Here is a 24942-nt window from a genome sequence, read left to right as displayed (position 1 = left end):
CCTCATTTGACCTCAATGCTGATCTTAACGCTATATGGGGTCGTAAAACAGCCATGAACCTTAGCTTATAAAAACATATTGGATAACAATATCAGGGTGTCAGAATACTCATTTTTGACTGCTTCGGCTTCGTGCAGGATAGCATACCGTAATTATTTGCATAGCGAGGATAATGCTCGAGTGAAAAGATTCTATGTGTATGTATTCGTGTAAAGAATTATTACCAATAGAAGGGGTTTATGATAGCATAAAAATCTTAAACATAAAAGCACTTCAAATGTTAACAACCATTAGCACAAGTAAAGAGAGTTATAATATTATGAACACTGATGCAGCCATGGATGAAGAGAGACGTAACATGATTTCTCGTAGTGGCACATGGTTTATTATGGTTACATTGACATTATCTATTTTCGTTTTATTTTATGCGATTTTTCTGGATAGAAGTCAAAATATTTTAGCCAAAAATCAAAGTGAAATATTTGCATTAGTCTATATTTTGTTCATTTCCACATTATGGCTCATCCGAACATTAAATCCTTTTTATCTCGACAAAAATTGGATGCGGAATGCATCAGTTCTTATTTTTACTAATGGGTTAATCTGGGGGGGGTTATTTTTTGCTATGTTATGGAAAATCGTCTTCTCGGACCTATTTTCCTTTGTATCATTATATTATTTTGCGGAGTTGTATCAGGCTATACCTTAAAACTAATTTCCATTTATAGCCTACCTGTTTTCAGCTCATTACTGTTATCTACATTTCTAAAAAATGGATCACTCCAAACCCTGAATATTTTCATTATTATATTAGGTATTTGGTTTATTGTGAAAACGAGTGATTCATTAATCAAACAAAGAATAAAAAGAGAAGTAGCGAATTCTTTAACTTTAGAAAAAAAAGTATTTAATGCGCGTTATCATGCTCAGACTGATTATTTGACCAATGTCTTAAATCGCCGAGGCTTTGAGAATGAACTAAAAGAGCAATATCAAAATTTGTAATTCAACAAGAACCTTTTGCAATCATACTTGTCGACATTGATTTTTTTAAGACTATAAATGACATTTTTGGTCATGTTGCTGGCGATGAGTGTCTTATAACTGTTGCTGATAAAATTCAGGATTGCATTAAATGTTTTGCCGCAAGTATTTCTCGATATGGCGGAGATGAGTTTGCTATCATAATAAATAATGCAACCAACAAGAAGGTCGATATGATTTGTGATCAAATAAAAACAGCTATCAATGAAAACAGCCTTAAATCTATAGGAAACAAACCCATTTCAGTAACGCAAGGAGCCTCTATTTGCAACGCAGGAAGCAACATAAACAACATAAACAACATAATAACCCGCGCTGATAAAGCACTTTATAAGGCAAAGCAAAATGGCAGGAATTGTTATCTCATTGCTGAATAATATATCATGCCAGAATGATATGATGACTTACTGCATTAAAAAATAAATGCTTAAAAAACAACCTTCAGTTTTCTCATATTAGATATATTCAGAGGTTTATTAATAATATAAACATATTATTTTAAATTGTTCAGAAAGCATAGAGTGAGCTCATGACAGGTGGTTCGCTCCAAGCTGGACTATATGCACGAACTCCCCGTTTAGTCCGACTACCACGCCATTTCAGTTAACTGTTCACTTGAGTCCAACCCTGAAAGACACGACGAATCGCCACTGGCGGTAGCCATTGGTAACTGGTTAGAGGAGTTGAGTCTTGATATTTAAGCCCTGTTGAGGCTAAACTAGAAGAACTGTTTTGGTTACTGCGCTCCTCCAAGCCAGTTACCTCGGTTCAAAATGTTTGCTGACACGGAGAACCGTCGAAAAAACCGCCCAGCAACGCGGTTTTTTCGTTTACAGAGCAAGAGATTACGATGATCCAAAGGGGATCTCAAGCACATACTTCCAGATTTGAGATAAAAAGATACGTTTAATAGTAGTTGTAACTCACATGAAAATATTCGAATAAAAATTATTGTATTATAAAACCGCATATTTCATTGATGAAGAACAACCTCATAAAAAAGCAAATTAAGAGAATAAGAGAAATAAATTGATAACATTACTCGCACATTTATCTAAGAGCAGAGTAGCTCATAACACCGTGGCAAGCACTATGTCAATAATGCCATACTCTATGATTAGAGCGATCATTGTTGTTATTTCAACTGTAGTATTTCACCTAGGCTATATAAAAGAATCTGAATGGTTAAATAACCTCCAGCTCAGCATGCTAACTATGATGCCAATAATAATAAACATGTTATTTTCTTTCCATTGGTCCACGAGAAATAAAACTCCTCTTATCCTATCAATAGCTACAAACTTAACCGCATTAATGATGGTTACAGGGATGTTCTCCAATGAAACAACATTTTATCTTAATACAAGCATTCCAATATCAATAGCTTTATCCATAATAGTCAATGTTATAATTGAAAAAATATCATGGAGGAATGAAAAATTTCCAAACAAATTTCTACTCAATATGATGCTTGTAGTGACACCTTTAATTTCTATTTTATTTCTCAGCTTGGCTATCAAGGTATTGATGCCGACAAATCTATCAAATGCCCCTAAATATATTTCATCTTTAATTTATCCTGACAGTTACTCTAGCGGAATGCTTTATGAGCTAGCCCGAGGTTTCTCTTGGTTCTTAGGGATTCATGGGCAGCTTATGTTTCAAGATATTGGATATGAATTTATTAGGGAGTCGAATATAAATATAACCCAATGGGCGAATGGAACATCACACCTAAATATTCTTAACCAGTCATTTTATGATGTTTGGTGTTCAACTGGTGGCACAGGATCTACTTTAAGCTTACTGATATGCCTAATATTCTCCAGAGCAAAGCAATATAATAAACTAATCAAAACATCTCTTCCACTTGCTTTCTTTAATATAAATGAACCTCTTATATTTGGGTTTCCTATAGTTTTGAATCCTATTATGATAGTTCCATTCTTATTAACACCGTTAGTAAATTATAACATCGCATATGCAGCAACAGCATATGGTGTGATAGAACCTATGCATAACCTTGTGGGATGGGCCACGCCGCCACTAATTAATTCTTGGGTTGCCACTGGTGGTAATATAACCGCCGTTGCATTACATATTTCCATTATTTTTTTTGGCGCTCTAATTTATTACCCATTTTTCCGTATCATGGAAAAAATCACCACCTTAAATATTATTGATGCAATACCAGAAATATTACCAAGTAGCAATATAACAAAATCATCGTTAGATGTGGGTTTAATATCAAAAAGCCATCACCTAAACGAGCTGGATGAAATCATCGAAGCGCAGCTACAGATCAAAAAACTAACTAAATCAGGTGATTTTATACTTTTCTTTCAACCTCAGGTTCGAGTTTTTGACAAGAAAATTACAGCATTAGAAGTGTTATTGCGTCATAAGGGACATGACGGCAAAATAACGCCTCCATATTTCCTGTCTCATTATGAAAAATTAAATATAATGCCAGAGATGGATTTCTGGGTTTTGGAAAATGCCATTTCCCACGCACGGGAAAAACTTACATTTCTGCCAGGAATGACTTTATCTGTTAATATATCTCCACAAACAATTACCGACCCAAGATTATTGGTTATCGTGGATGATTTATTGCGTCAAGGCATTCCTTCGGGCTGCTATTTGGAGCTTGAAATTACTGAATCTCAAAAAATATCCAACCCTGAAAAACTAGGTTCTATAATATCAAATCTTCAAGAAAAAGGAGTAAAAATAGCTCTCGATGATTTTGGTAGTGGATATTCAACCTTATCATATTTATTAAAATATCAACTTGATAAAATAAAGCTAGATCGAACATTAGTTAATGGATTATCATTGCCACATGGAGGGAAATTCCTGAACCAAGTAGTTAACCTTTGTCGCACATCCTGTTCCAATATTTTAATTGAGGGTGTTGAGACCGAATTGGAATATACTGAATGCGTCAAATCCGGCATTGACTCAATACAGGGTTTTTTATTTTACCGCCCTATGCCTAGTGAGGAAATAAATAAACTACTATTACAACACTCATAATTTTCACGGCACTGTTGCAAAGATCGTGATAGTGAAGCCTCTGGTGTTGCTGAAGGACTTTAAATTTCAAACACTCTGCTCACCAGACGCATCTCGCCCAGGGGATGGCCCAAGTAAAATGATTCAGCCTGTCCTTTACGCAGCGCTCGCATGACTTCGAGCCCTTTTATCGTGGCGTAAGCCGTTTTCATTGATTTGAATCCCAGTGTGGCATTGATTATCCGTTTCAGTTTGCCGTGGTCATACTCAATCACGTTGTTCCGGTACTGTAGTGGATCACAAAATCAGGACACCGGAATAACCTGCTTCCACTTTTCTTCATGCAAACAAGGCGGTAAACCACCGTTGTTCGTATGAGGGCGATAAACGTTGTAATAACTATTTATCCACTGGTTTATATCGCGTACTGCAAGACTAAAATCACCATAACCACCTTTTGGTAACCATTCACTTTTAAGGCTGCGAAAGACTCTTTCCATCGGCGAATTATCCAGACAGTTCCCTCTGCGACTCATACTTTGCATTACCCCATAGCGCCAGAGTAACGTTGTGTATTTATTGCTTTTATATTGAGCACCTTGATCGGAATGAAACAGAAGACGTTCATTACGCGGCCGTGTCTCCAGGGCATTACGCAAAGCCCTGCACACCAAATCAGCATCAGCGGTTAATGAGAGGGCTGAACCGATGATCCGGCGTGAATATAAATCAACAACAAGTGCGAGATAGCACCATCTGTCCTGCAGGCGAATAAAGCTGATATCACCACACCAGACGCGGTTTGGTGCGTAGGGGTTAAACTGCCGGTTCAACAAGTTCGGTAATGCCGGGCTGTTGTCTTCATTTAACCGGTAGCGATGTTTAACAGGCTGGAGACTGGTCAGCCCACATTCCTGCATCAGTCGGCGCGCCAGCCACCGGCCTGCATTAACGCCACTCTGGCGCAACATCTGACTGATTGCCCGACTCCCTGCAGCGCCACGACTGAGAGCATGGAATGCTCTCACCCGACTTCGTAGTGCAATTCTTTGCACCTTAACAGGACGCTTCACCTGCGCGTAATAAACACTACGGCGAATACCGAATAAATGACAAAGGATCTGCACAGGCCACTTTGCTTTCAGCCGTGTGATTAGCGCGATAACTTTCCGGGAGCTTCGCTCATCAGCACGGCAGCCTGCTTTAGTATTTCTTTTTCCATTTCAAGACGCTTTATCTGCGCTTTAAGCTGCTGAATTTCGCGCTGTTCAGGGGTAATGGCATTGCCGACGGGCTCAATACCCTGAACCTCTTGCTTGTACAGACGTATCCATTTGCGCAAATGGTCAGGGTTGAGTTCGAGCGCCTGAGCAACTTCCCGTGCATCTCGCTGGTATTTAACAACCTGTTCGATAGCTTCGAGTTTGAACTCTGGGGAAAATGTGAGTTTAGTCCGACGAGTTTTGATCATGCATCACCTCACATTCACTGCTTTAACATTAACAGGATTTCGAGGTGTCCTGAATTACCGATCCACTACACTCGCTCAAAGCTGCCTGCCATGCCTACTTAAAAAACAGGCTTAGCGTAGGATATTTAATGAGATGGTCACTCCCTCCTTCCCGGAACTATGCTGAGGATAGGCTTTCATTCGGAGAACTATCATGGAAAACATTGCGCTCATTGGTATCGATCTGGGTAAAAACTCTTTCCATATTCATTGCCAGGATCGTCGCGGCAAGGCTGTTTACCGTAAAAAATTTACCCGGCCAAAGTTAATCGAATTTTTGGCGACATGCCCGGCAACGACCATCGCAATGGAAGCCTGCGGAGGCTCTCACTTTATGGCACGCAAGTTGGAAGAGTTGGGGCATTTTCCAAAGCTGATATCACCACAATTTGTCCGTCCATTCGTTAAAAGTAACAAAAATGACTTTGTCGACGCCGAAGCTATTTGTGAAGCTGCATCGCGTCCGTCTATGCGTTTTGTGCAACCTAGAACGGAATCTCAGCAGGCAATGCGGGCTCTGCACCGTGTCCGAGAGTCCCTGGTTCAGGATAAGGTAAAAACAACCAATCAAATGCATGCTTTTCTGCTGGAATTTGGCATTAGCGTTCCCCGAGGAGCTGCCGTTATTAGCCGACTGAGTACCATTCTTGAGGACAATAGTTTGCCTCTTTACCTCAGCCAGTTATTGCTGAAATTACAACAGCATTATCACTATCTTGTTGAGCAGATTAAAGATTTGGAATCCCAGTTGAAACGAAAGTTGGACGAAGATGAGATTGGACAGCGCTTGCTGAGCATTCCCTGCGTCGGAAACTGACAGCGAGTACTATTTCAACTGAGATTGGCGACGGGAAGCAGTACGCCAGCAGTCGTGACTTTGCGGCGGCAACAGGGCTAGTGCCTCGACAGTACAGCACGGGAGGTCGGACGACATTGCTGGGAATTAGTAAGCGAGGTAACAAAAAGATCCGAACTTTGTTGGTTCAATGTGCCAGGGTATTCATACAAAAACTGGAACACCAGTCCGGCAAATTGGCCGATTGGGTCAGGGATTTACTGTGCCGGAAAAGCAACTTTGTCGTCACTTGTGCTCTGGCAAACAAGCTGGCCAGAATAGCCTGGGCCCTAACGGCACGACAGCAAACTTATGTAGCATAACGGCAGAAATACACCGGTTTAAAGAATCACTGATCTGGTTTTGCGAATACTGATATTGATGATACTAACGGCCCACCGGCCTGTTGAGGAACCTGTAAAACGGAAAGGCTCATTGAAGCCGTATATTTTCTGGAGGTTCATCAGGCGCGGAACTCATCGAGGCGCGGGAATAAAATCCCATTCAGACGCCGGATAGATTCAAGCAAGCCAACTTATCGTCAAAATCGGTGTTGCAAAAACGGGAGTGACCATAGATTCCGTTTTCCCAGCGGACCCCAACTAGGACTTTATAAGCTATCAATCCCGCATCTCATCTTTTCTCATACCCTGTTCAGTTATTATGATAACTTCATGTGATGCATCCTTGATGCACCGGGCGTATCCATTCAGAACTTGATGTGTAAAAATTCTCTTCTATGAATTACTCCCTTAATAACAGTTAATTCCTGTACGTATTTAAAAACATTAACCTTTATTATACGTCCAGGCTTGTGTGATGATTTATTTAACTCATACGAATGCCTGATTATCAGGGGCATGCATTTTACTAATACGCTCCTCACAGGAAATTAAGTTAATTTTTTTAATGTATTTCAGGGGGCATTTTTAACTGTGCCATCTAGACTGCAAAAAAATGTAACAGATACGCTGTTTCAGGTGCGCCCAAACTGGAATGGTATATACTTATTAGTGAGTAGTGTGTTATTGACATAATTAGTGAGCCAAGCTCAGGAAGCATGAAGAAAGGATGATGAAAATAGGATATTAATTCAGCCAAAGTTAACGCTAAGTAACTGGCATGAGAGATATGCAGACCCGCGCCTGTACGTCTGCCATTCTATATCACCACCCACTCGTGCGTAATATGCATGCCAGTGTGTAATATTCCCTAGTGGACGCTGTGTAAGAAAATTTCATTTTTTAAAATGCAAATAAGCGTAATGTAACGTTAAGTAAAATTTATCAGGCTGTCGATTTTTAGTCTTAGGGGTGGTTGAGACTACAGGAGCGTAAAAAACGAGTATGTAGCTTATTACGCTGTTTTTATCAGGAGCAAGCATGGTGAACATTATTATAAACGACTATCCATGTACCTATACGACTTCTTTTCTGACCAAGGATTCATGGCTAAGATTAGGATTACTAAACTTAGTTGAAGAGTATGTCCATAATAAAAGATTAAAAGCCAATTTTGTTTTTTTTACAGCCGAATACTATTACGAGGTTCTGGAAAGAAAAGACTCCTTTTATGATACGGTATTCATTCTTTTTATCAGAGACAACCCCTATTCATTTCTCAGCGAGCTTCCTGCCCATCGTGTATCCATCTCAGTCTCACTTCAAAAATTGATTGGCTTACTTGATAACATAGACACATCTCGTTTTATTTTAGAAAGTCAGAACCCACATTTTCACCTCACTGAACGAGAAGCCACCTTTATTGCTTTTTCTACAATGGAGATGTTACCTGCTGAAATCAGTGTGAAAATGGAACTTCACATTAAAACCATTTACGATCTGCGCCTCAGTGTCTTAAAGAAGTTTGGCTGTTCAACGTTTAACAGTTTCAGTGTTATGATCCATAACCCGTTTTTTAAAACCTGGATGGCATCTCATTATCATAATATCAATAAACAATCTGATCAAAATTGTATAAGTCATGGAAAAAGCAGGGAATTTGCTTACCTGAACGAGGATTCAACCCGTTTTTTCTCTTAAGACGGCGCTAGCGGCTTGAAGGTCTTTTCATTGCCATGCCTCAAAATCTGGCATGGCATTTCTTACTTTGCCATGATGATAAAATCCGATTAATGTATTAACCGGGGTGTTTCTCAGCATCCGGATTGACCGTGGATTCCGCAATTGTACTCAGCTTGCTGTCCGCAGCTTTTTCTTCCTCAAGTGTCGCACCCAGCAACTTTTTGGCTTCAGAATAACCCAGCTGATGTGCCAGAGTACATAATGTGCCATATGCGGCAATTTCGTAATGCTCCACTTTCTGGGCTGCGGCAATCAGTCCCGCGTCACGGACAGCCCCTTTATCCACCCCGTCAATAACCTCCTGCGCCTCTTCTATCAGCCCTTCCATGGCCACACATTTGATCCTGGAGAGTTTAAGTCCCTCGACACTTTCCACAACCTGATCGATACGTTCAATCTGTCCGCGGGTCTCTTCAAGGTGATTGCGAAATGTCTCAATAAGTGAAGGGTCAGCTGCTGCACGGGCGAGTGTTGGCAGCGCTCGTGTTAACTGCTTCTCAGCACTATAAGTATCTGAAAGCAAGTGTCTGAATAACTCTTCGAGAGTTTTAAGTTGCATTTTTTGTTCTCCACAGTTGAGGTTTATTACTTAAATCCCACGCCTCATAGACGTTAATGAGGCGTTCAGGGTTTATAAAATTTATTTGAGAGTTCAGGGGAAGCCTCTCTCATTCCGGGAATGAGAATAACCTTGCGACAATCTTCCTGTTTCTTTTCAAACATCTCATAACCACGAGCTGCATCTTTCAGGGGAAGATGGTGAGTAATTATTTCTTCAGGATGCAACAACCCATTTTCAATCAACTCAAGTAACTCAGGCAGAAATGAATGCACATGAGTCTGGCCCATTTTAAAGGTCAACCCTTTATCAAAAGCATCACCAAACAGAAAACCATGAATAAAACCGGCATAGACACCCGGAACGCTGACGGTGCCACCTCGCCGGACAGCGGCAATGCACTGTCTGAGCGCCTTGCCGCTACTCCCTTCTAATTTCAGACTGGTCAAAACTGTTTCCGTCAGGCTACCTTTTGCTTCAAAGCCGACGGCATCAATTACCGCATCAACCCCTCTCTGCCCTGCGGATTGTTCAATAATCAAACCAGCAGGATCGTCAACTTCATCAAAGTTAACGGGAATAACCCCATAACGTTCTTTCGCAAAGGCAAGCCGATAGGGATGATGGTCAATCATGAAAATTTGTTCCGCACCTGCCAGGCGCGCACAGGCTGCACTCAAAAGACCGACCGGACCTGCACCGAAGATAGCGATGCTTGAACCCTGCGTTACGCCGGCATTTTTAACTGCCTGCCAGGCAGTAGGAAGAATATCTGACAGAAACAAAACTTTATCATCTGCCAGCAAATCCGGGACTTTGAATGGACCTGTATTCCCCTTAGGTACACGAACGTATTCTGCCTGGCCTCCAGGTATGCCGCCATACATTTTGCTGTAACCAAACAAGGCCGCCGGTGGCGTAATTTGCTTTCGATTCAGCGCCGATCCCTTTCCTGAGTTCGTCGTTTCACAGGCGGCATATTGTTGCATATGGCAGAAAAAACACTCCCCACAGGCAATAACGAAGGGAATGACAACACGATCGCCTTTTGACACCGCAGTCACATCCTTTCCGGTCTCCACAACTTCGCCCATGAACTCGTGCCCAAAGATATCACCCTGTTCTGTCGTGGGAATTTTGCCTCGATAAAGGTGAAGGTCCGAGCCACAAATCGCTGTAGCCGTCACCCGCAGAATAATATCGTCTGATGCTTCTATGGCGGGGTCGGGATGATTATCAACGCTTACTGAATGGGGGCCGTGATAGGTCAGTGCTTTCATAATTTCTCCTGCGCAAGCCGGTTCAGGCACAGCAAAAGTGTAGTTGTTCTTGACGAGAATGCTGGGGCGGCTCAAGGACATCAGACATTAGTTATCCCCAGAAAGGGTGCATAACACTGTGCACAAGAATGGGAGAAATCACGTAGCAGGCTGTTTCATAGGAGAATCCGGTGACCACGGTTATGAACCTGATGCGGGTTCCAGTGCTCACCGGAGAGCAGGTTAAATATCTTAAAAATAGTCACTGAAAATTCAAAGCGGACGCTTATCAAGGACGAGGCGACGAGGTTGATGACGATAACCCAACATCCCCATGGCACCCGCAATCACAGCCTCAACAATTAACATGAAAAAGGTAAACCAGCTCGCTTTAGCAGTAGCGGCTGCGGCTTTCTCTCCCGCTTCACGTGCTTTTTGTTCCGCCTGTTTTTTCAGTTCTTCATATTTTGCCTGGGCCGCCTGATAATTTTTCTCTGTCTGAGCGACTATTTGTTCAGCCTCAGCATCACTTTTACCAGTGCGGGCGACAATGATATTTTTCAGCGCATCACGGTCGGCAGCCTGGAAAGTTGCACTGTTTCTGTCAGCAAGGCCTTTTAGAAACTGCGTGAGGTCTCCGCCCTGAGCCATCTGGCTCTGCGCATTGTTCCCTTCAGTTTGTACCTGTTGCTGCAAGGCCCCGGGTCGTAGCTCCGGTTTCCCGGTCTGGCGCAAAGTGGTTTCCAGTTGATTCTGTAAATCATCTAGATTGAGATCGCTGTCGTTAAGTTTTTCTTTTGCCATCTGCGTGACAGAAGGCGCTACCGCCGCAACACCACTACCCAGCGTCTGTATGCCACTTCCGATCGCACTTACCGCGCCGGTGAATGCACTATTGGCGACAATGAGCAAAAAACCGGTACAGATAAGAGTGTTAACGCCAAACATCAGTACGCCATGCATGGTTCCTTCACGAAAAGCAAGTCGACCGCTGGCATACCCCCCTACGGCAATAGCAAGCAGCATACTCAGACCCGTCCAGATTGCAGCTCCGGTTGCAATACCATCCAGTGGGTCCTGTTCTTTGAGGGGATCGATGGTACTGGCACCGATTGCTGTCCCGAGTATCGCCAGTAATAAATAAACAACCATAGAAATAACCACACCGGCGAAAATTGCACTCCAGGAAATACGTTTTAAAGACACCTCATTCAAAGTGTTGTAGGTTGTGTCGTAATGCCTTTCATCCGGAGCATGATAATTTGTCATTTTTACTCTCCAACGTTTTCAGGGTAATTAGAAACATGCAGTGTTAAATATTCTTCGATAAAACACATGATGAATATTAAGAATAGTCTCACTATCGATAAGATGAATTTAAATAGTTACCGTGCCGATATTATCGTTGACCAGACGGCATCGGTTTTTTACGTGGGAAATAACTCAGGACCTGCGATATCTTCCGACAGTGACTATGCTTAATGGGTATTCAGTTCCTGAAGAGAGTGAAAAATGTCAAAGAAAGATCAGTATCAGATGCAAAACCCATTAACGCAGTATGACAATGGTAACTATCCGAAACAGAAGCAACCCTCACCGGGATTACAGCATAAAATGAACCCGGTTCCTGATTGTGGCGAAGAAACCTATCGGGGAAGCGGGAGGTTGAAGGGACGTAAAGCACTGGTAACCGGTGCCGATTCCGGAATTGGTCGTGCGGTCGCGATAGCCTATGCCCGTGAAGGCGCTGATGTGGCCATTAACTATCTTGAAACTGAACAGTCTGATGCAGAGGAAGTTGCTCGCCTGATTGAAGATACGGGTCAAAAGGTGTTCATGTTGCCGGGTGATCTCAGTGATGAAATTATCGCCCGTAAAGTCATTGAAGAGGCAGGAAAAAAGCTGGAAGGTCTGGATATTCTTGCGTTTGTTGCGGGTAAACAAGTCGCAGTGGAATCTCTGGCAAATCTGTCGACGGAACAACTGACGACAACCTTTGCAACGAATGTATTTTCTCTTTACTGGATGGTTCAGCAGGCTCTTCCTGTGCTCCCTGCCGGGACCAGTATTATAACAACTTCTTCCATTCAGGCTTATCAGCCCAGCGCACATTTGCTTGATTATGCTTCGACAAAAGCAGCTATCCTCAATTTTACACGAGGACTGGCGAAGCAGGTTGCAGAAAAAGGTATCAGGGTAAACTGTGTTGCTCCCGGCCCCATATGGACTGCTTTACAAATATCAGGCGGGCAGCCTCAGCAAAAGATACCTCAGTTTGGACAGCAAACCCCGCTTAAAAGAGCAGGTCAGCCTGCCGAACTGGCACCTGTTTATGTCTATCTTGCTTCGCAGGAATCAAGTTATGTCACAGCAGAAGTTCATGGAGTAACAGGTGGTGAACATCTGGGGTAATTAATCGTGAGTGAGAATGACCAGAGACTGGCGAAGAAAAAATTTTACACATAAAAAATTGAGATTTTTTCGGGGCTGAAATAATTTGACTATTATCTGTTAAATAAGTAAATGATTTCTATGATAGTTAACCATATGGTTTATTTTCCGGGGCGCGCTAAACCTTATGGATATATTTCCGGCAGCACGAATCTTGCCAATTCTGTCTGTCCATCGGTGTCAAAAAGACACAGCTCCACCCGCCGGGCATGTGCCGAGAAAGACGCAAAAATCGCCCCCTCTCCATCGAAATTAGCCCCTGGTAGCTGACCGTTCCCGGCCAGGATGTTAAAATTTTTTACGAGCTTCATTAGCCTTTCCTTAATAAACTAAAATCCATAAAAAGTAGCAATAACTTTTTAGCTTTCGGGATCCTTAATCAGTATTAACAACACAGGTACGCCAGAGTTGAAGGAATTTAGGTCGATACTATCCATAAGAAGCACCTCCTTTTCGCGCAAAATATCCCGATACCGCCGGTTCGCCAGGGGTTTAGATAAAGGGATTTCCGTCTGCGCCCACAGGCCGTCGGAGGCAAAGTGAGGCCGCCATGCAGCGCCTCAAAAACCAGCCGCGGGGCAATCATAATGAATGCATCACTGTCGTTCAGCCGGGCAAACCCAATCACGTTATTCGCCCGTTTCCCGATTGCTGAAAGCGGCAGATAATCGCCCTTACGAAACAAATCTGGCTTGCCCTGACGTAAGCCCAGCATGCAGGCTGTGGTTTGCAACTTCACTTTTCCGTCAAGCCAGTCCTCTTCTGCGTTGAAATTCGGCAACGCATCTCCTGCAAGCATGTGCTCCAGCAGGGCGAAATCGGGTTCCCGGAGATTATCGGGATCGACAAGACTGAAGCTCAGGGTCTCACTCCCCTGATAGATATCCGGCACGCCAGGAGCCGCAAATTTGATAACTGCCAGAGTCAGGCTGTTCACCAGTCCAGCGCGCATAAACGGCTCTAGCCCGTCACTAAAGATCTGAAGAAACGCCTCATTTTCCGGGCTGAGCAAATGTCGGACGTAGTCCAGCACTACATTTTCATATGCTTCATTATTATCGACCCAGTCCATGTGCAACTTGGCCTCTCTTAATGCCTTTTGGACAAATTCAACAAAACGGGCTTCCAGGGCATGAAGCGCTGTTTCATCGTCCAGAGCCAGCGTGGCAGGCCAGACCCCGGCCAGCGCCTGATACAACATCCAGGTATCCACGCCGCGTGGCGCCGTGCCATCATTAAGAAAGATGACTTTTGTCTGGTTCATCTGACGACACTGCCCGATGCAGATAGCCCACATTTCCGGGGCTTCGGTAAAGCGGTATGGCTGAAGTTTATGCAAATTAGTAATGGCTTTTTTATCATTCAGATTTAAAATCGTTGCCTCACGGCCCCGATAACTGTCACGCGTCAGCGGGTAAAAATTATCGGCGTAAAAGAAAGCGGGTTTGCGGGTCTGCCCTGATGCCAATTTCATCGTTTTCCAGCAGTTTTTCAAACGTGTTGCCAAGAAACGGTAACGTCAACCGGCGTGTCCAGTCGATATCAAAGTGTCTGGCAAAGCAGGAATTTTTGCCATGCTCTAGCACGTCGCGCCACCAGGTATTTTCCAGCGATGACGCCATATGGTTTGGCACAATATCAAGAATCAGACCCAGCCCATGCTCCTTGGGCGTATGAGCCAGGCAGTCAAAGCCCTCCCGCCCCCCAAGAGCGGGGTCAATCTCGTTAAAATCGGTAATGTCATACCCTGCCAGGCAAAACCCTCTGCCAGCGCCCTGGCAACATGTTTCTACGGGTTAACGGCAAAATCCTCGTAATACGCGTGCGTTTCCCCGGTGGCAAAAACGTGCGCCGCATTATGTAAATCATCGTTCCATTCCGTCGTAAACAACGGCACTGAGCCATCTTCTTCACGGGGGTGAAGGAAAATCACATTGCGACTGTCTTCGGTCGTCAGGTGAATTTGCCGGCTGGTGATTTCGGCGCGGATACGCTGCGCAATCTCATTCAGTACATGTTATCTGATGCGTCATCGATATGGTCTATCGTATCAAAGCGCAGACCGTCGAGGTGATATTCTTTCAGCCAGTAGAGCGGAGCTTTAACGATATACCGCCGCACCGCATCCACGTCATAGGCAATACCCGGCTCCCACGGCGTCATCCTTTTTTTGTGGAAAAATTCCGGCGCGAACAGCGGCAAATAATTACCTTCAGGGCCGAAGTGGTTAAGAACAATATCCAGCACCACTGACAGACCCAAACCGTGGGCAGCATCGATAAATGCTTTGAATTCTTCAGGCGTACCGTAGGCAGAATGCGGGGCATACCGCAATACGCCATCATAACCCCAGCCACGATTACCACCGAATTGGGAAACCGGCATCACCTCAATCATGGTGATACCCAGTTCGGCCAGATAAGGCAGCTTTTCCCTTGCCGCACTGAAAGTGCCTTGCGGGGTAAAGGTGCCGAAATGGAGTTCATAAATGACGCTTTCTTCCCACGGGCGCCCCTGCCACTGGGCGTTTCGCCACGCGTATTGTTCGGGGTCGATAACCAGCGATGGTCCTTTAACATCACTTTTCTGTGCTCGGGAGGCAGGGTCAGGCACTTCCCTGCCGTCAGCAAGCACGAAATGATATTCTGCACCCGGCAAGATCCCTGCCACTTCAAGTTCGAACCAGCCATCCTTCGCGGTTCTCAGCCCGCGTTTCGACATCCATTCTCAGCGAGATGCTTGCCTGTCCGGGAGCCCAAAGGCGAAAGCGCACAACGCCGTCTTCTATAAATTCACTGCCCCAGCTTTTAATAAATGTGTTGGCTTCCATTTGACGGCCTCGTTTAACAAAATGAGCTCTTCATTCTGTAAGGTAAAGCTGGTCGAGTTTTGCGCAGATATGAATGTCAGTACGAGAATGGTCTTAAAAGTGAAGGCGACCGAAAGGTCGCCTGATATTATTTTTTCGTGGTTTTGTGTTTCGCTGTTTTTATCTTCGCCACTTCATTCTCGATGGGAGGGACGCTACCGAGATCGGTGCCGGTAACCGGATTCACTTCGGGGTCGGAAGCCGTACGATTAGCCAGATTGTCCAGATTCACTTTTTGAGCGGCAGAAAGCGTCACGCTGGCTGAGCCATCACCGCCATCGACAGCAGGTTCGGGATTCGCCACGAAGGTAAAGTTCTCGTCAGAATTCCAGCTCCCGCGCATATCGTTGCCTTCTGACATGTTGTAATACACGGTGGCGTATTTTTCGACTGGAGGCAGTTTCCCCGGCGGGAAGTTATTTCTGATGGCATACAAGGCTTTTTCAAAAGATATCTGGTGCGCCACTTCACGGGTCATTAAAAAGCCCAGCGCATCCTTCACCCCCACATCGTCCGTCAGATTAATCAGTCGCTCATAGAGGATTTTGGCACGGGCTTCAGCGGCGATATTGGAGCGTAAATCAGCGGTAACCTCACCGATAGTGTCCACATACGCTGCGGTCCATGGCACGCCGGCAGAATTTGTTAATGCCGGTCCGCCCCCGTACAGTAGCGAAGTCAGATGGCTGTCATTACCGTTACCCGTGATGGTGCGGTACAGTTCGCCTTCCTTTTCCGTTCCTTCCGCCAGCGAGCCTTTCGCCCCTTTATTGAGCATACCAACCAGAGAGCCGATAATTTCCAGGTGGCTTAATTCTTCCGTGGCGATATCCATTAGCATATCTTTGCGACCCGGATCTTCGTCGCCCAGTCCCTGAGTAAAATACCGGCAGGCTGCCGCAAGTTCACCCTGCGGGCCTCCAAACTGTTCAAGCAAAAGATTGGCAAGACCGGGATTAGGACCCGCAACCCGAACGGTATATTGCAACTGTTTAACGTGTCTGAACATAGCTCACTCCACTTAAGGGAAAGTCTCAGGGCCGGTTCTTAGTCCGGTCTCCCGTCATGAAAATCTTATTTTTTTGCTTCCACACCCGGTGCAGCTGAACGCACCATGAACTGTTCAGTCACGTCCGGAAGATGGGACAGCAACCACTCAGCCATGGCCACTTCCTGGTCACGGATCTGAGTAAAAATCCGGACACCCTCGATGTCTCCCACCACTTCCGCGGCTGCAATTAGCGAGGTATAGCTGGCAATTTCCATGTTTTCAAACACGAATCCACTGATCGCGCCTTTAACGATTTCGTCTTCCGCCAGCATGCCACCCATAGCCTGTCCCATTGCAGTCAGTTTTCCCACCGCATCTTTAATCACCGAACTGGAGGTGTCATAACGATCAATGACAGACTGAAGGAGAGTCTGTTGCTGTCGCGTCTCATCAATATGTTGTTCAATTCGGGTTTTCAGATCGGGGTAATGATCAATACGGCTGGCCATTTTTTCCAGCATACTTTCTGCCTGTTTTTCCATGGCATAAGCATCTCTTACCCAGTCAAGGTAGTTCTCTTCGTGTGTCATAAGGCACCTCTTGAATTAGTGAAATTTCGTATCGTAAACGGCTTAATATTCAGATCATTGAAAACAGGGCTTGATAGCGGCATTAAGACTGTTCGGCAATGACGGTTAATTTTTCATCCGTGGCTTTTTCTTCTTGCAGTGTTTCTGCAAGCAGTTTCGCGGCTTTTTTATATCCCAGTTTTACAGCCAGGGCGTGGAGTGTGCCGTAGGTGGCGATTTCGTAGTGTTCCACTTTTTGGGCGGCCCCTATCAGCCCGGCATCCCGAATTGGACCAGCTTCGACAGAATCAATGATTTCCTGCGCTTCTTCGACGAGACCTTCCAGTGCGTGGCATTTCATGCGTTTGATTCGTACACCTCCGGTGTTTTCAACTAACTCATCAAGGCGCTCAATTTGCCCGCGAGTTTCTTCCAGATGCAGATTAAAGGCGGCAATAAGCTTCTCATCTGTGGCTGCGCGTGCCATTTTAGGCAGGGCGCGGATGATTTGTTTTTCGGCACTGTAAACATCAGAAAGATCATGAATGAATAAATCTTCGAGTGTTCTAATCGTCATAATAAATCTCTCTGGCTGTGGGAAGGGGCAATAGAATATTCATTCTATTTTTAACAATATTAATCATGGCATAATTTTGGGGTCTGACTATTCATCACGAAAAAAAAGGTGAGCAGGGTTCTCGTTCAGTGTAACGATTACAGCCGGCTCTGATAGATTGAATCTATGTAACTTTTTGAAAAAAATGATTAAAATGATTCTTTTATAGTGTGAAAATCAAGGGGAAGGTAACGTGACGGAAAAGTCTTAAAATGACATCCTTTAGATTGCAGTGAATGATATACAGAAAAAGTTACACCATGCCGGGCTAATTTTTATCGGCAAAAATAAATTTTAATAACGTTCCCCAACTCTTTCTGGCAGTGAAATGATTGAGTGCTACAATAAAAATGATGTTGAGGATTCATATAAAACATAAGGATATGTCAACATAATGACTCTCTGCTTGGCCAGGTTTATATCCTGGTCTTTTTTTCATAGATCCCGCCAGCTACAATATCTCTATTTGAGCTCATATGAATAAAATGATGGCTCATCAAAATCACACCTTGAATATGAAACACTGAGTTATGATTTCAATTAAATTTGCTGCCATGTAAATTACTCAACATATGCTGGTAAGTGAAGCTTAAATCACACATTAAAAATAATCGCATTCATCATTAATTTACGCTGATATCTTTTATAGAATTGGCAATCTGTAATTATTTTTAGTGGGTCGTCCCTCGGATCAACATGCTCCGCATCAATATCTTGATAGTCCCGGCTTATTGCCCTGACTCTGGCAATTTCTGTCGGTAATTCAATAGCGGTAGCATCAACTCTTATCGTCTCAATCTAATGCATGAGCAGTTCACGGCCGACCTCTTTCCCTTTTGCTTCAAGCAACGCAACAAGTGACGGAATGAATACGACAACCATTTCAGTAAGTTTCCGCTAATGGGCTTTGTTAAATAAATAAGATCCCGGGCGAGCGGATCTATAGCTGCTCGGTTTTTCAGGCAATACGCACGCTTTCTGGCATACCTGCCATCCTCATTTTGTTCAGTGCACGTACCATGGCCATAGCCTCTGCAACCTGACCATCGTAGTCACGCAGCGTCAGTGAACCGTCTAATAGCTGTTTTACCCTGTACATCGCCGTTTCCGCTATCAAGCGATAGTTGTAATCTGTTGTCCATTTCCATCGCGCCTTACTCCCGGTCAGCCGTTGATTTGCAACCGCACGGTTACGGTCTGCGTACTCACCAAGCCAGTAACCCGCTCCCTTTCGGGGTGGGATAAGCGCGCTGATTTTCTTACGTCGCAGTTCATCGTGACATAACCGGGTATCATAAGCGCCATCCGCAGCGGCTGACCTGATTTTTCGGTGGGTCCGCCGGATATGGCACGGGAAGGTTTCTGAGTCCGAGGCGTTGTTTAGCGACAGGTCTGCACAGATGATTTTATGTGTTTTGCTGTCAACAGCCAGATGCAGCTTTCGCCAGATACGACGACGCTCTTTGCCGTGCTTTCTGACTTTCCATTCACCTTCACCGAAGACCTTCAGCCCGATGGAATCAATCACCCGGAGCGTAATTTCGCCTCGGGTCGACGTTTTGAAACTGACATTAACCGACTTTGCCCGTTTGCTGACGCTGGTGTAATCAGGGCTGCGCAGAGGAACGCTCCTTAGGGCAAATATGGAATCGATAAATCCCTGCGCAGCTCTCAGGGTTAGCCGGAATACACGTTTAATCACCAGAACAGCGGTCATGGCAAGGTCAGAATAACGCTGAGGTCTTCCCCGGGATGAAGGTGTTGCTAAATCATACCAGGCCTGAATAGCCTCGTCATTCAGCCAGAAAGTGAGGGAGTCACGGTTGATGAGGGCTTTGTTGTAGGTGGGCCAGTTGATAATTTTGAACTTTTGCTTTGCCTCGGAGTTACCTGCATTGTCATGGGTACGTGATTTGATCCTGCAACACAGTAAAAGTTCTATTTAATCAACAGAGCCTTAACCAATTAGTAATTCCTTTACAATCAAATGTATGCACATATTTTATGTGAAAATATGTGCATACAACATATTTATAACAATCTGTTTTTAAGTTAAACCTCCTGACTGACGAAATTCATGCATTTTGACCTTCTCGGCTGCCATTTTCCCAGCAATAAACGCGTGGTCTGAATTGTAGTACTCCCACTCGCTGTACCGCCCCGCCAGAGTGATATCTTGTTTGAGCAACCAGCTTCGCACCGTCTCAACGTTGGCTTTTCGCTGATGGTCGTAAATGACATAGGCATAAGGAATGTCGATTTCATTCGCTGTGATGACTGCATCCTGTGCGGTAAAGATCCCCACCGCGATGCACTCATTGACACATCTGTTGATCAGCGCCTGCCCCTCAAGCGGCAAAGGCTTGCTCGCGGAATAGGTGATTTCACAGGTTAGCCCGCATCCCTCTGCCGGACTACAGTCTGGGCTTGCGTTGCCCTGCACAAAAATTCGGTGAAATATGGTATTACCGGCAAAATAGATCCAGTGCTTATCAGTTAAATTGGCACGCCCTATTCCTAAATTGACGCATCGCACCGAAACATGCTGTAGCCCTTTTGCTGCGGCTCTGACTTCCGCCGGAACGTCTTCACCCATCAGGCCAATCAGTTCGGGCAGCGGCATGGTGCTAATCATCTGTTCGTACCTGTACTGCCTGCCATCGGCGAGTACGGCGATGTGCTGATGGGGAAATATTTGCGTCATTTCAGCGTCGGTTTCTACCGTCGCTTTGATATGCGGCAGGAACCCCGACATTAAAGCCTGGAAGCCCCCTTTTAACGGATAGCCAAAACGCGCATTTGGCCCCATGGGTTTGCCCGCTGGTTCAATCGCACCCTCGATAATTTGCCCGAGATCGGGAAGTGGCACACGCCCGCCAAGCCACGAGGTTTCCATTTCAGCAAGCGGGACTTTCCAGAGTTTTTTGTTATAGGGAATAGCAAAATGCTTCGCGATGCCCTCACCCCAGGTCTGGTAAATGAACGCCTCGAAACTATCATTGCGACAGCTTTGTTTAGCCCCGCTGGCAGAGGTGAAAGCAGGCACCGCACCGTCGGCACAGCAGTCCGACACGATATGATCTGGCCTGAGATTATGTGTTTCCCCAGGCGTCCCGTATCTGGCGTCTATGGCACCCAGAATGCATTCTTTAATGATATCCGTCGGTAAGCCATAAAGTGCCCCCTGGAATGGGTAACGCGTAAACACCCCATCGGTATAAACCCAGGCTTCACGTTCTTGCCAGTGAATATTATCGCCCAACAACATTTTATAAAGATCAAGAACGTACGGATCATTTGAAAACATAATGTGACCCGCATAATCGAAGGTAAATCCGTTATCTTCGACAGAACGGCACCAACCGCCCACCGATGCGTTGCGCTCCAGCAACAGTGCATCGCGACCATAATGATAGGCAGCGCTTAATCCCGTTGGCCCGGCCCCCAGAATCAAGCAACGCACCGGGGAAGCGGTTGTCACAGGCGCAGGCATCAGGCGTAAACCCTTTTTCAATGGCGAAGCAATATCGGTATTCGCCGCAGGCTCGTACATGCACTTTTCCTGTTGCACAAGCCGGAGTTCTTTCTGGATAAGACCGTGCATAGTCTGGGCGGTAGCATCCCAGGACGTTGCGCAAACAATGGTTTTCATCTCTTCACTTTGAATAACCCTGGCGTCGGGACGCATGTCTAAAGCCTCTTCACACGCGTGAATAAAGCTTTCATGACTCTGCGCGATAGCCACCACGTGCCCGTAAGGTTCCACGACGTCAGTAATCGCCGTACTGACTACGGGCAAACGGGCGGCCATATACTCCAGCACTTTCGTTGGGCTGATAAAACGTGTGGATGCGTTAATCGCAAACGGCATCAAACAGACATCCCATCCGGCAAGAAATTGTGGCAACGCCTGATAAGGCTGCATGCTCAGATAGTGAATATTGTCTCTTTGCGGCAGCTTCTGGGGGTCGATTTTCACCACCGGGCCAACCATAACGAGTTGCCACTCAGGATGAGCATCGGCAAGGGCCGCGAGCAACTCCAGGTCCATGCGTTCATCAATCACACCGCAATAACCCAGACGTGGGTGTGGCAGCGAATCCTGGAGTGGGTGGTGATTGGTTCTGTCGAGCGCCTGTTCAAAGTGAATGGCATCAACGCTACTCGGGAAGCAGTGAACATTGTGGTGTCTGCCTACTTTTGCGCGATACAGACTCGGCCCGCCGGTAAAGACAATATCTGCCCGCGTAAGCAATGCCGACTCGCGTTGTAAAAGCTGTCGGGGCGCTTTTTCAAAAGCGGAGAGTTCATCCATACAGTCATAGACCACCAAAGACGGCGTAAATACGGTCAACAGTGGCAGAGCCATCGGCGTATAAAACCAGACAATCGGGCTGTCATTTTCATCTAACAAATCCGCCAGTAGCGGCTGCATATAGGCAATCTGGCCGTCGTGAAACCCTTGCAACTCCAGAGGCGTGTGTGGCCGAACGACAGTCACATTCGGTGCCGGTTCGCTAAGATGCAAACCCGCTGTCTCGGATGAGAATATGGGCTCTTCAATAAAATAGATGTGATAGTGCTGCGCCAGACGGGTCATTAAATGCTGGGGGCGCTGAAAGACAAAATCCCATCGTAAGTGGCTAAAAATAACAATGTTTTTCATGATGATTCTGTTTACCCTGGCACGTTCTGTCGCGCCTGTTAGCCTGTGGAAAAGATGCAGCATATGCTGAGCTCGCAAGAGAGCAGTGGCATAAACGGTATCCAGTATTCGAGCACATGGATCGGCGCCATCGCGGTCGAGATCCCATAATCCGCAGTGATTCCATTGGGTATGATCTTCCCAGTCAGGCCTGTCGACGACGGGATAAAGACATATTCCCAGCAGGTCGACATCATTGAGCTGTGCCTGTGCAATTTCCGATGCAATTTGGCTAATCCATGCCCCGCGCCCACTTCCTACATGGCTGGTCTCGGCTAGCAAAATGGGGCGTTGATAGCGTTGATGTAGCTCATGCAACATGTCGTGCAGCCGCCGCCGCCGTGGGTCACCAAGGTGCCAATACAGACGACGGTTGCTCGCGCTATCCCACTGATTGTCGTGGTAATAATTTGCGCCAATCAAATCCAGATAGCGCGATGCGCCTCCAAGCTCCGGTTCGAGAACGCCCGACAACATATCCCAGGCCTGGTATTGCGCCATCCGCTGGCGCGCCACATGGTCTCGCCCCTCGGGGCTGTCATCTTCATTGGCAATAAATACGATGGGGTCACAGTGCATTATTCTGGCCCGGGGATCGGCGGACCATATGGCATCACACGCCGCAAGTGTTGCCCGCACCAATTGGCGTTTACTTTGTATTCCGGTAAATTCGCATGGAGGCGTTGAGCACGGAAATACCCCTACCGACATCCCCCAACTGAAAAACGAAATTTCATTCATCGGTGAGTAAACGGGGGAGTGCGTATAAAAGGGCCGTAAAAACTGAGCCAGCGCACCGCAAAAGCGAGCAAAGCGAGGAATAAAATCCTGCGAAAAAATATCTGAATCTTCAGGCCAGCCGTAATGGCAAATCGTCCAGCACACCTGAATCCCCACATCCTGAGCGGCCGCCATGCGTGTCGCAACAGAGGTAAAATCATATCCCTGCTCACCTTCAGCCAAACGCCAACCCACACTTTCCCTGACGGTAGAAATATTAAAAGCTTTAAGTGCCTGATAATCTTGCCGGGCCCGAATGTAATGCCCTGTGGTTTCGTTCATTGATACTGTGGTACCAAACTTCGTTGTATGATCAGCACCTTCAAAGCCGCCTTGCCAAAAGCTATTAAAAATATTCATTCCACTGTCCTGCACGTGTGGTCCGGCAAATTAAAGCAAAGCCAGGGTAACGTGGCATAAAGTGGCTATACCACGCACCTGTGAATGTGAAGAAGTAAGAGTGAGATAACTTATCGGGAATATTCTTCGCGTACGGAATGCCATTTTGTATGGCTACCCATTTTGCCCATTGCGCCTGCCAGTACGGCTTCGACAATTAACATAAAGAAGGCAAACCAGCTTGCTCTTGCGGTTGCTTTTGCCGCTTTTTCTCCCGCTTCACGTGCTTTTTGTTCAGCCTGTTTTTTTAATTCTTCATATTTCGCGCGGGCATCCTGATAGCTTTTTTCCGTTTGTGCGACAATCTGATCGGCTTCTGCATCGGTTTTACCGGTGCGTTTAATAATAATATTTTTCAGTGCTTCACGGTCTGCAGGTTGAAATGTGCTGTCATCTCTTTCAGAAATTCCTTTAAGAAAACCAGCAATATCATTGGCACCAGTGTTATTTGCCGCACCGTTATTCTGTGGCGCGGTTGCTGATGAATCTGGATTACCCGTTTGGGCAAGCGTTGTTTCAAGTTCATTTTGTAAACTTCCCAGGTTTATATTATTTTCGTCTAATCCTTTTTTAACTTGCTCAGTAATTCCTGGTGCCGCAGCTGAAATACCGCTTCCTGCCGCTTGAATACCAGAACCCAATACACTTAGTGCGCCGGTCATCGCGCCATTGGCAATAACAAACATAAACCAGACACAAATCAGAGTATTAACGCCAAACATCAGCACGCCATGAAGCGAGCCTTCACGTCTTGCAAGCCAACCGCTAATAAATCCACCTGCGGCAATGGCAATCAACATGCTTAAACCCGTCCAGATAGCAGCACCGATACCTATGCCCTCCAGCGGGTTCTGTTCTTTTAAAGGATCAATTGTACTTAGTCCAATCGATGTTCCAAGAATTATTAACGCTAAATAAACCAGCATGGAAATAATAACCCCAGCAAAAACAGCACCCCAACTGATGACACTTAGCCGGATAATATTTCTTGTCGATTTATATGCAACGACATCATCGTGCTCACGATGGGCTGTTTGATAGTTAGTCATTTTAATTCCCCATTATAAATTTTTAGAACTGAAACTCATTTTCATGATAAAAAATTAACGGGATGATAAAATGTCACGCCCATATTACTAAATGTAGACTATTAAAGATAAAGCTACACAAAACCACATAGGTTTAACAATATTCACTGCCTCATAAATAACAATATCATTGATATTTATAGATAAAATACATGGTTGCATATT

General features: G+C 45.3%; 15 protein-coding genes and 5 pseudogenes. 6 read left to right on the top strand and 14 right to left on the bottom strand.

Going from position 1 to position 24942, the window contains the following annotated elements:
• Nucleotides 1-630: 630 nt before the first annotated feature.
• The 3 genes from AB1E22_RS00380 (at nucleotide 631) to AB1E22_RS00370 (ending at nucleotide 4083) form a co-directional block, all read left to right on the top strand.
• Nucleotides 631-1005, top strand: a complete 375-nt coding sequence (locus AB1E22_RS00380) for a hypothetical protein (protein ID WP_367593559.1) — start codon at nucleotides 631-633, stop codon at nucleotides 1003-1005.
• Nucleotides 990-1421, top strand: coding sequence for a GGDEF domain-containing protein (locus AB1E22_RS00375; protein WP_367593600.1), 432 nt, complete (start codon nucleotides 990-992; stop codon nucleotides 1419-1421). Before AB1E22_RS00380 ends, AB1E22_RS00375 begins: the two co-directional genes overlap by 16 nt.
• A gap of 715 nt (nucleotides 1422-2136) precedes the next feature.
• Nucleotides 2137-4083 carry an EAL domain-containing protein gene (locus tag AB1E22_RS00370; protein ID WP_367593558.1) on the top strand — a complete coding sequence of 649 codons (1947 nt, stop codon included), beginning with the start codon at nucleotides 2137-2139 and terminating at the stop codon, nucleotides 4081-4083.
• Nucleotides 4084-4142: 59 nt separating this feature from the next.
• On the opposite strand, the pseudogene AB1E22_RS00365 reads toward AB1E22_RS00370, so the two are convergent.
• Together AB1E22_RS00365 and AB1E22_RS00360 are read right to left on the bottom strand one after the other, a co-directional pair.
• Nucleotides 4143-4355 (bottom strand): annotated as a pseudogene (locus AB1E22_RS00365) (DDE-type integrase/transposase/recombinase); the annotation flags it as partial.
• 12 nt (nucleotides 4356-4367) lie between these two features.
• A protein-coding gene (locus tag AB1E22_RS00360; RefSeq protein WP_367593557.1) for an IS3 family transposase occupies nucleotides 4368-5533 on the bottom strand; the annotation gives its coding sequence in 2 pieces (ribosomal slippage) (nucleotides 4368-5269 and nucleotides 5269-5533; 1167 coding nt in all).
• Nucleotides 5534-5726: 193 nt separating this feature from the next.
• On the opposite strand from AB1E22_RS00360, the pseudogene AB1E22_RS00355 reads away from it, so the two are divergent.
• Together AB1E22_RS00355 and AB1E22_RS00350 are read left to right on the top strand one after the other, a co-directional pair.
• A pseudogene (locus AB1E22_RS00355) lies at nucleotides 5727-6730 on the top strand (IS110-like element IS4321 family transposase).
• A gap of 1059 nt (nucleotides 6731-7789) precedes the next feature.
• Nucleotides 7790-8449, top strand: coding sequence for a hypothetical protein (locus AB1E22_RS00350; protein ID WP_367593556.1), 660 nt, complete (start codon nucleotides 7790-7792; stop codon nucleotides 8447-8449).
• Nucleotides 8450-8546: 97 nt separating this feature from the next.
• Here the strand turns inward: AB1E22_RS00350 and AB1E22_RS00345 are convergent, their stop codons facing one another.
• The 3 genes from AB1E22_RS00345 to AB1E22_RS00335 form a co-directional block, all read right to left on the bottom strand.
• A complete protein-coding gene (locus AB1E22_RS00345; RefSeq protein WP_367593555.1) occupies nucleotides 8547-9050 on the bottom strand; it encodes a YciE/YciF ferroxidase family protein in 504 nt (167 codons plus the stop codon).
• A 65-nt stretch (nucleotides 9051-9115) separates the two neighbouring features.
• On the bottom strand, nucleotides 9116-10330 hold the full coding sequence (locus AB1E22_RS00340; protein ID WP_367593554.1) for a zinc-dependent alcohol dehydrogenase: 1215 nt from the start codon (nucleotides 10328-10330) through the stop codon (nucleotides 9116-9118).
• A 252-nt stretch (nucleotides 10331-10582) separates the two neighbouring features.
• Nucleotides 10583-11578, bottom strand: coding sequence for a hypothetical protein (locus AB1E22_RS00335; RefSeq protein ID WP_367593553.1), 996 nt, complete (start codon nucleotides 11576-11578; stop codon nucleotides 10583-10585).
• A gap of 267 nt (nucleotides 11579-11845) precedes the next feature.
• Between AB1E22_RS00335 and AB1E22_RS00330 the strand changes: the two genes are divergently transcribed.
• On the top strand, nucleotides 11846-12721 hold the full coding sequence (locus AB1E22_RS00330) for an SDR family oxidoreductase (RefSeq protein ID WP_367593599.1): 876 nt from the start codon (nucleotides 11846-11848) through the stop codon (nucleotides 12719-12721).
• 164 nt (nucleotides 12722-12885) lie between these two features.
• Here AB1E22_RS00330 and AB1E22_RS00325 read toward each other — a convergent pair whose 3' ends face one another.
• The 9 genes and pseudogenes from AB1E22_RS00325 to AB1E22_RS00285 all read right to left on the bottom strand — a co-directional run bounded on the left by AB1E22_RS00325 (nucleotide 12886) and on the right by AB1E22_RS00285 (nucleotide 24738).
• A complete protein-coding gene (locus tag AB1E22_RS00325) occupies nucleotides 12886-13071 on the bottom strand; it encodes a hypothetical protein (RefSeq protein ID WP_367593602.1) in 186 nt (61 codons plus the stop codon).
• Nucleotides 13072-13119: 48 nt separating this feature from the next.
• Nucleotides 13120-14508 (bottom strand): annotated as a pseudogene (locus AB1E22_RS00320) (alpha-amylase family glycosyl hydrolase); the annotation flags it as partial.
• A 44-nt stretch (nucleotides 14509-14552) separates the two neighbouring features.
• A pseudogene (locus tag AB1E22_RS00315) lies at nucleotides 14553-15590 on the bottom strand (alpha-amylase family glycosyl hydrolase); the annotation flags it as partial.
• A 127-nt stretch (nucleotides 15591-15717) separates the two neighbouring features.
• Nucleotides 15718-16638 carry a manganese catalase family protein gene (locus AB1E22_RS00310; protein ID WP_367593552.1) on the bottom strand — a complete coding sequence of 307 codons (921 nt, stop codon included), beginning with the start codon at nucleotides 16636-16638 and terminating at the stop codon, nucleotides 15718-15720.
• A 65-nt stretch (nucleotides 16639-16703) separates the two neighbouring features.
• The gene (locus AB1E22_RS00305; RefSeq protein WP_367593551.1) at nucleotides 16704-17210 is read right to left on the bottom strand and encodes a ferritin-like domain-containing protein; all 507 of its coding nucleotides are present in this window, start codon (nucleotides 17208-17210) and stop codon (nucleotides 16704-16706) included.
• A gap of 82 nt (nucleotides 17211-17292) precedes the next feature.
• A complete protein-coding gene (locus AB1E22_RS00300; protein WP_367593550.1) occupies nucleotides 17293-17766 on the bottom strand; it encodes a YciE/YciF ferroxidase family protein in 474 nt (157 codons plus the stop codon).
• A gap of 997 nt (nucleotides 17767-18763) precedes the next feature.
• Nucleotides 18764-19730, bottom strand: a pseudogene (locus tag AB1E22_RS00295) (IS5 family transposase).
• Nucleotides 19731-19852: 122 nt separating this feature from the next.
• Complete coding sequence (locus AB1E22_RS00290; protein WP_367593549.1) at nucleotides 19853-23650, bottom strand: NAD(P)-binding protein; 3798 nt, start codon at nucleotides 23648-23650, stop codon at nucleotides 19853-19855.
• Nucleotides 23651-23760: 110 nt separating this feature from the next.
• Nucleotides 23761-24738, bottom strand: a complete 978-nt coding sequence (locus tag AB1E22_RS00285) for a hypothetical protein (protein WP_367593548.1) — start codon at nucleotides 24736-24738, stop codon at nucleotides 23761-23763.
• Nucleotides 24739-24942: the final 204 nt, after the last annotated feature.

This window comes from Buttiauxella gaviniae (assembly GCF_040786275.1).
Taxonomy (GTDB): domain Bacteria; phylum Pseudomonadota; class Gammaproteobacteria; order Enterobacterales; family Enterobacteriaceae; genus Buttiauxella; species Buttiauxella gaviniae_A.
Note: the sequence above shows the minus strand (reverse complement) of the source record. Positions and strands in the feature narration are given on the sequence as shown.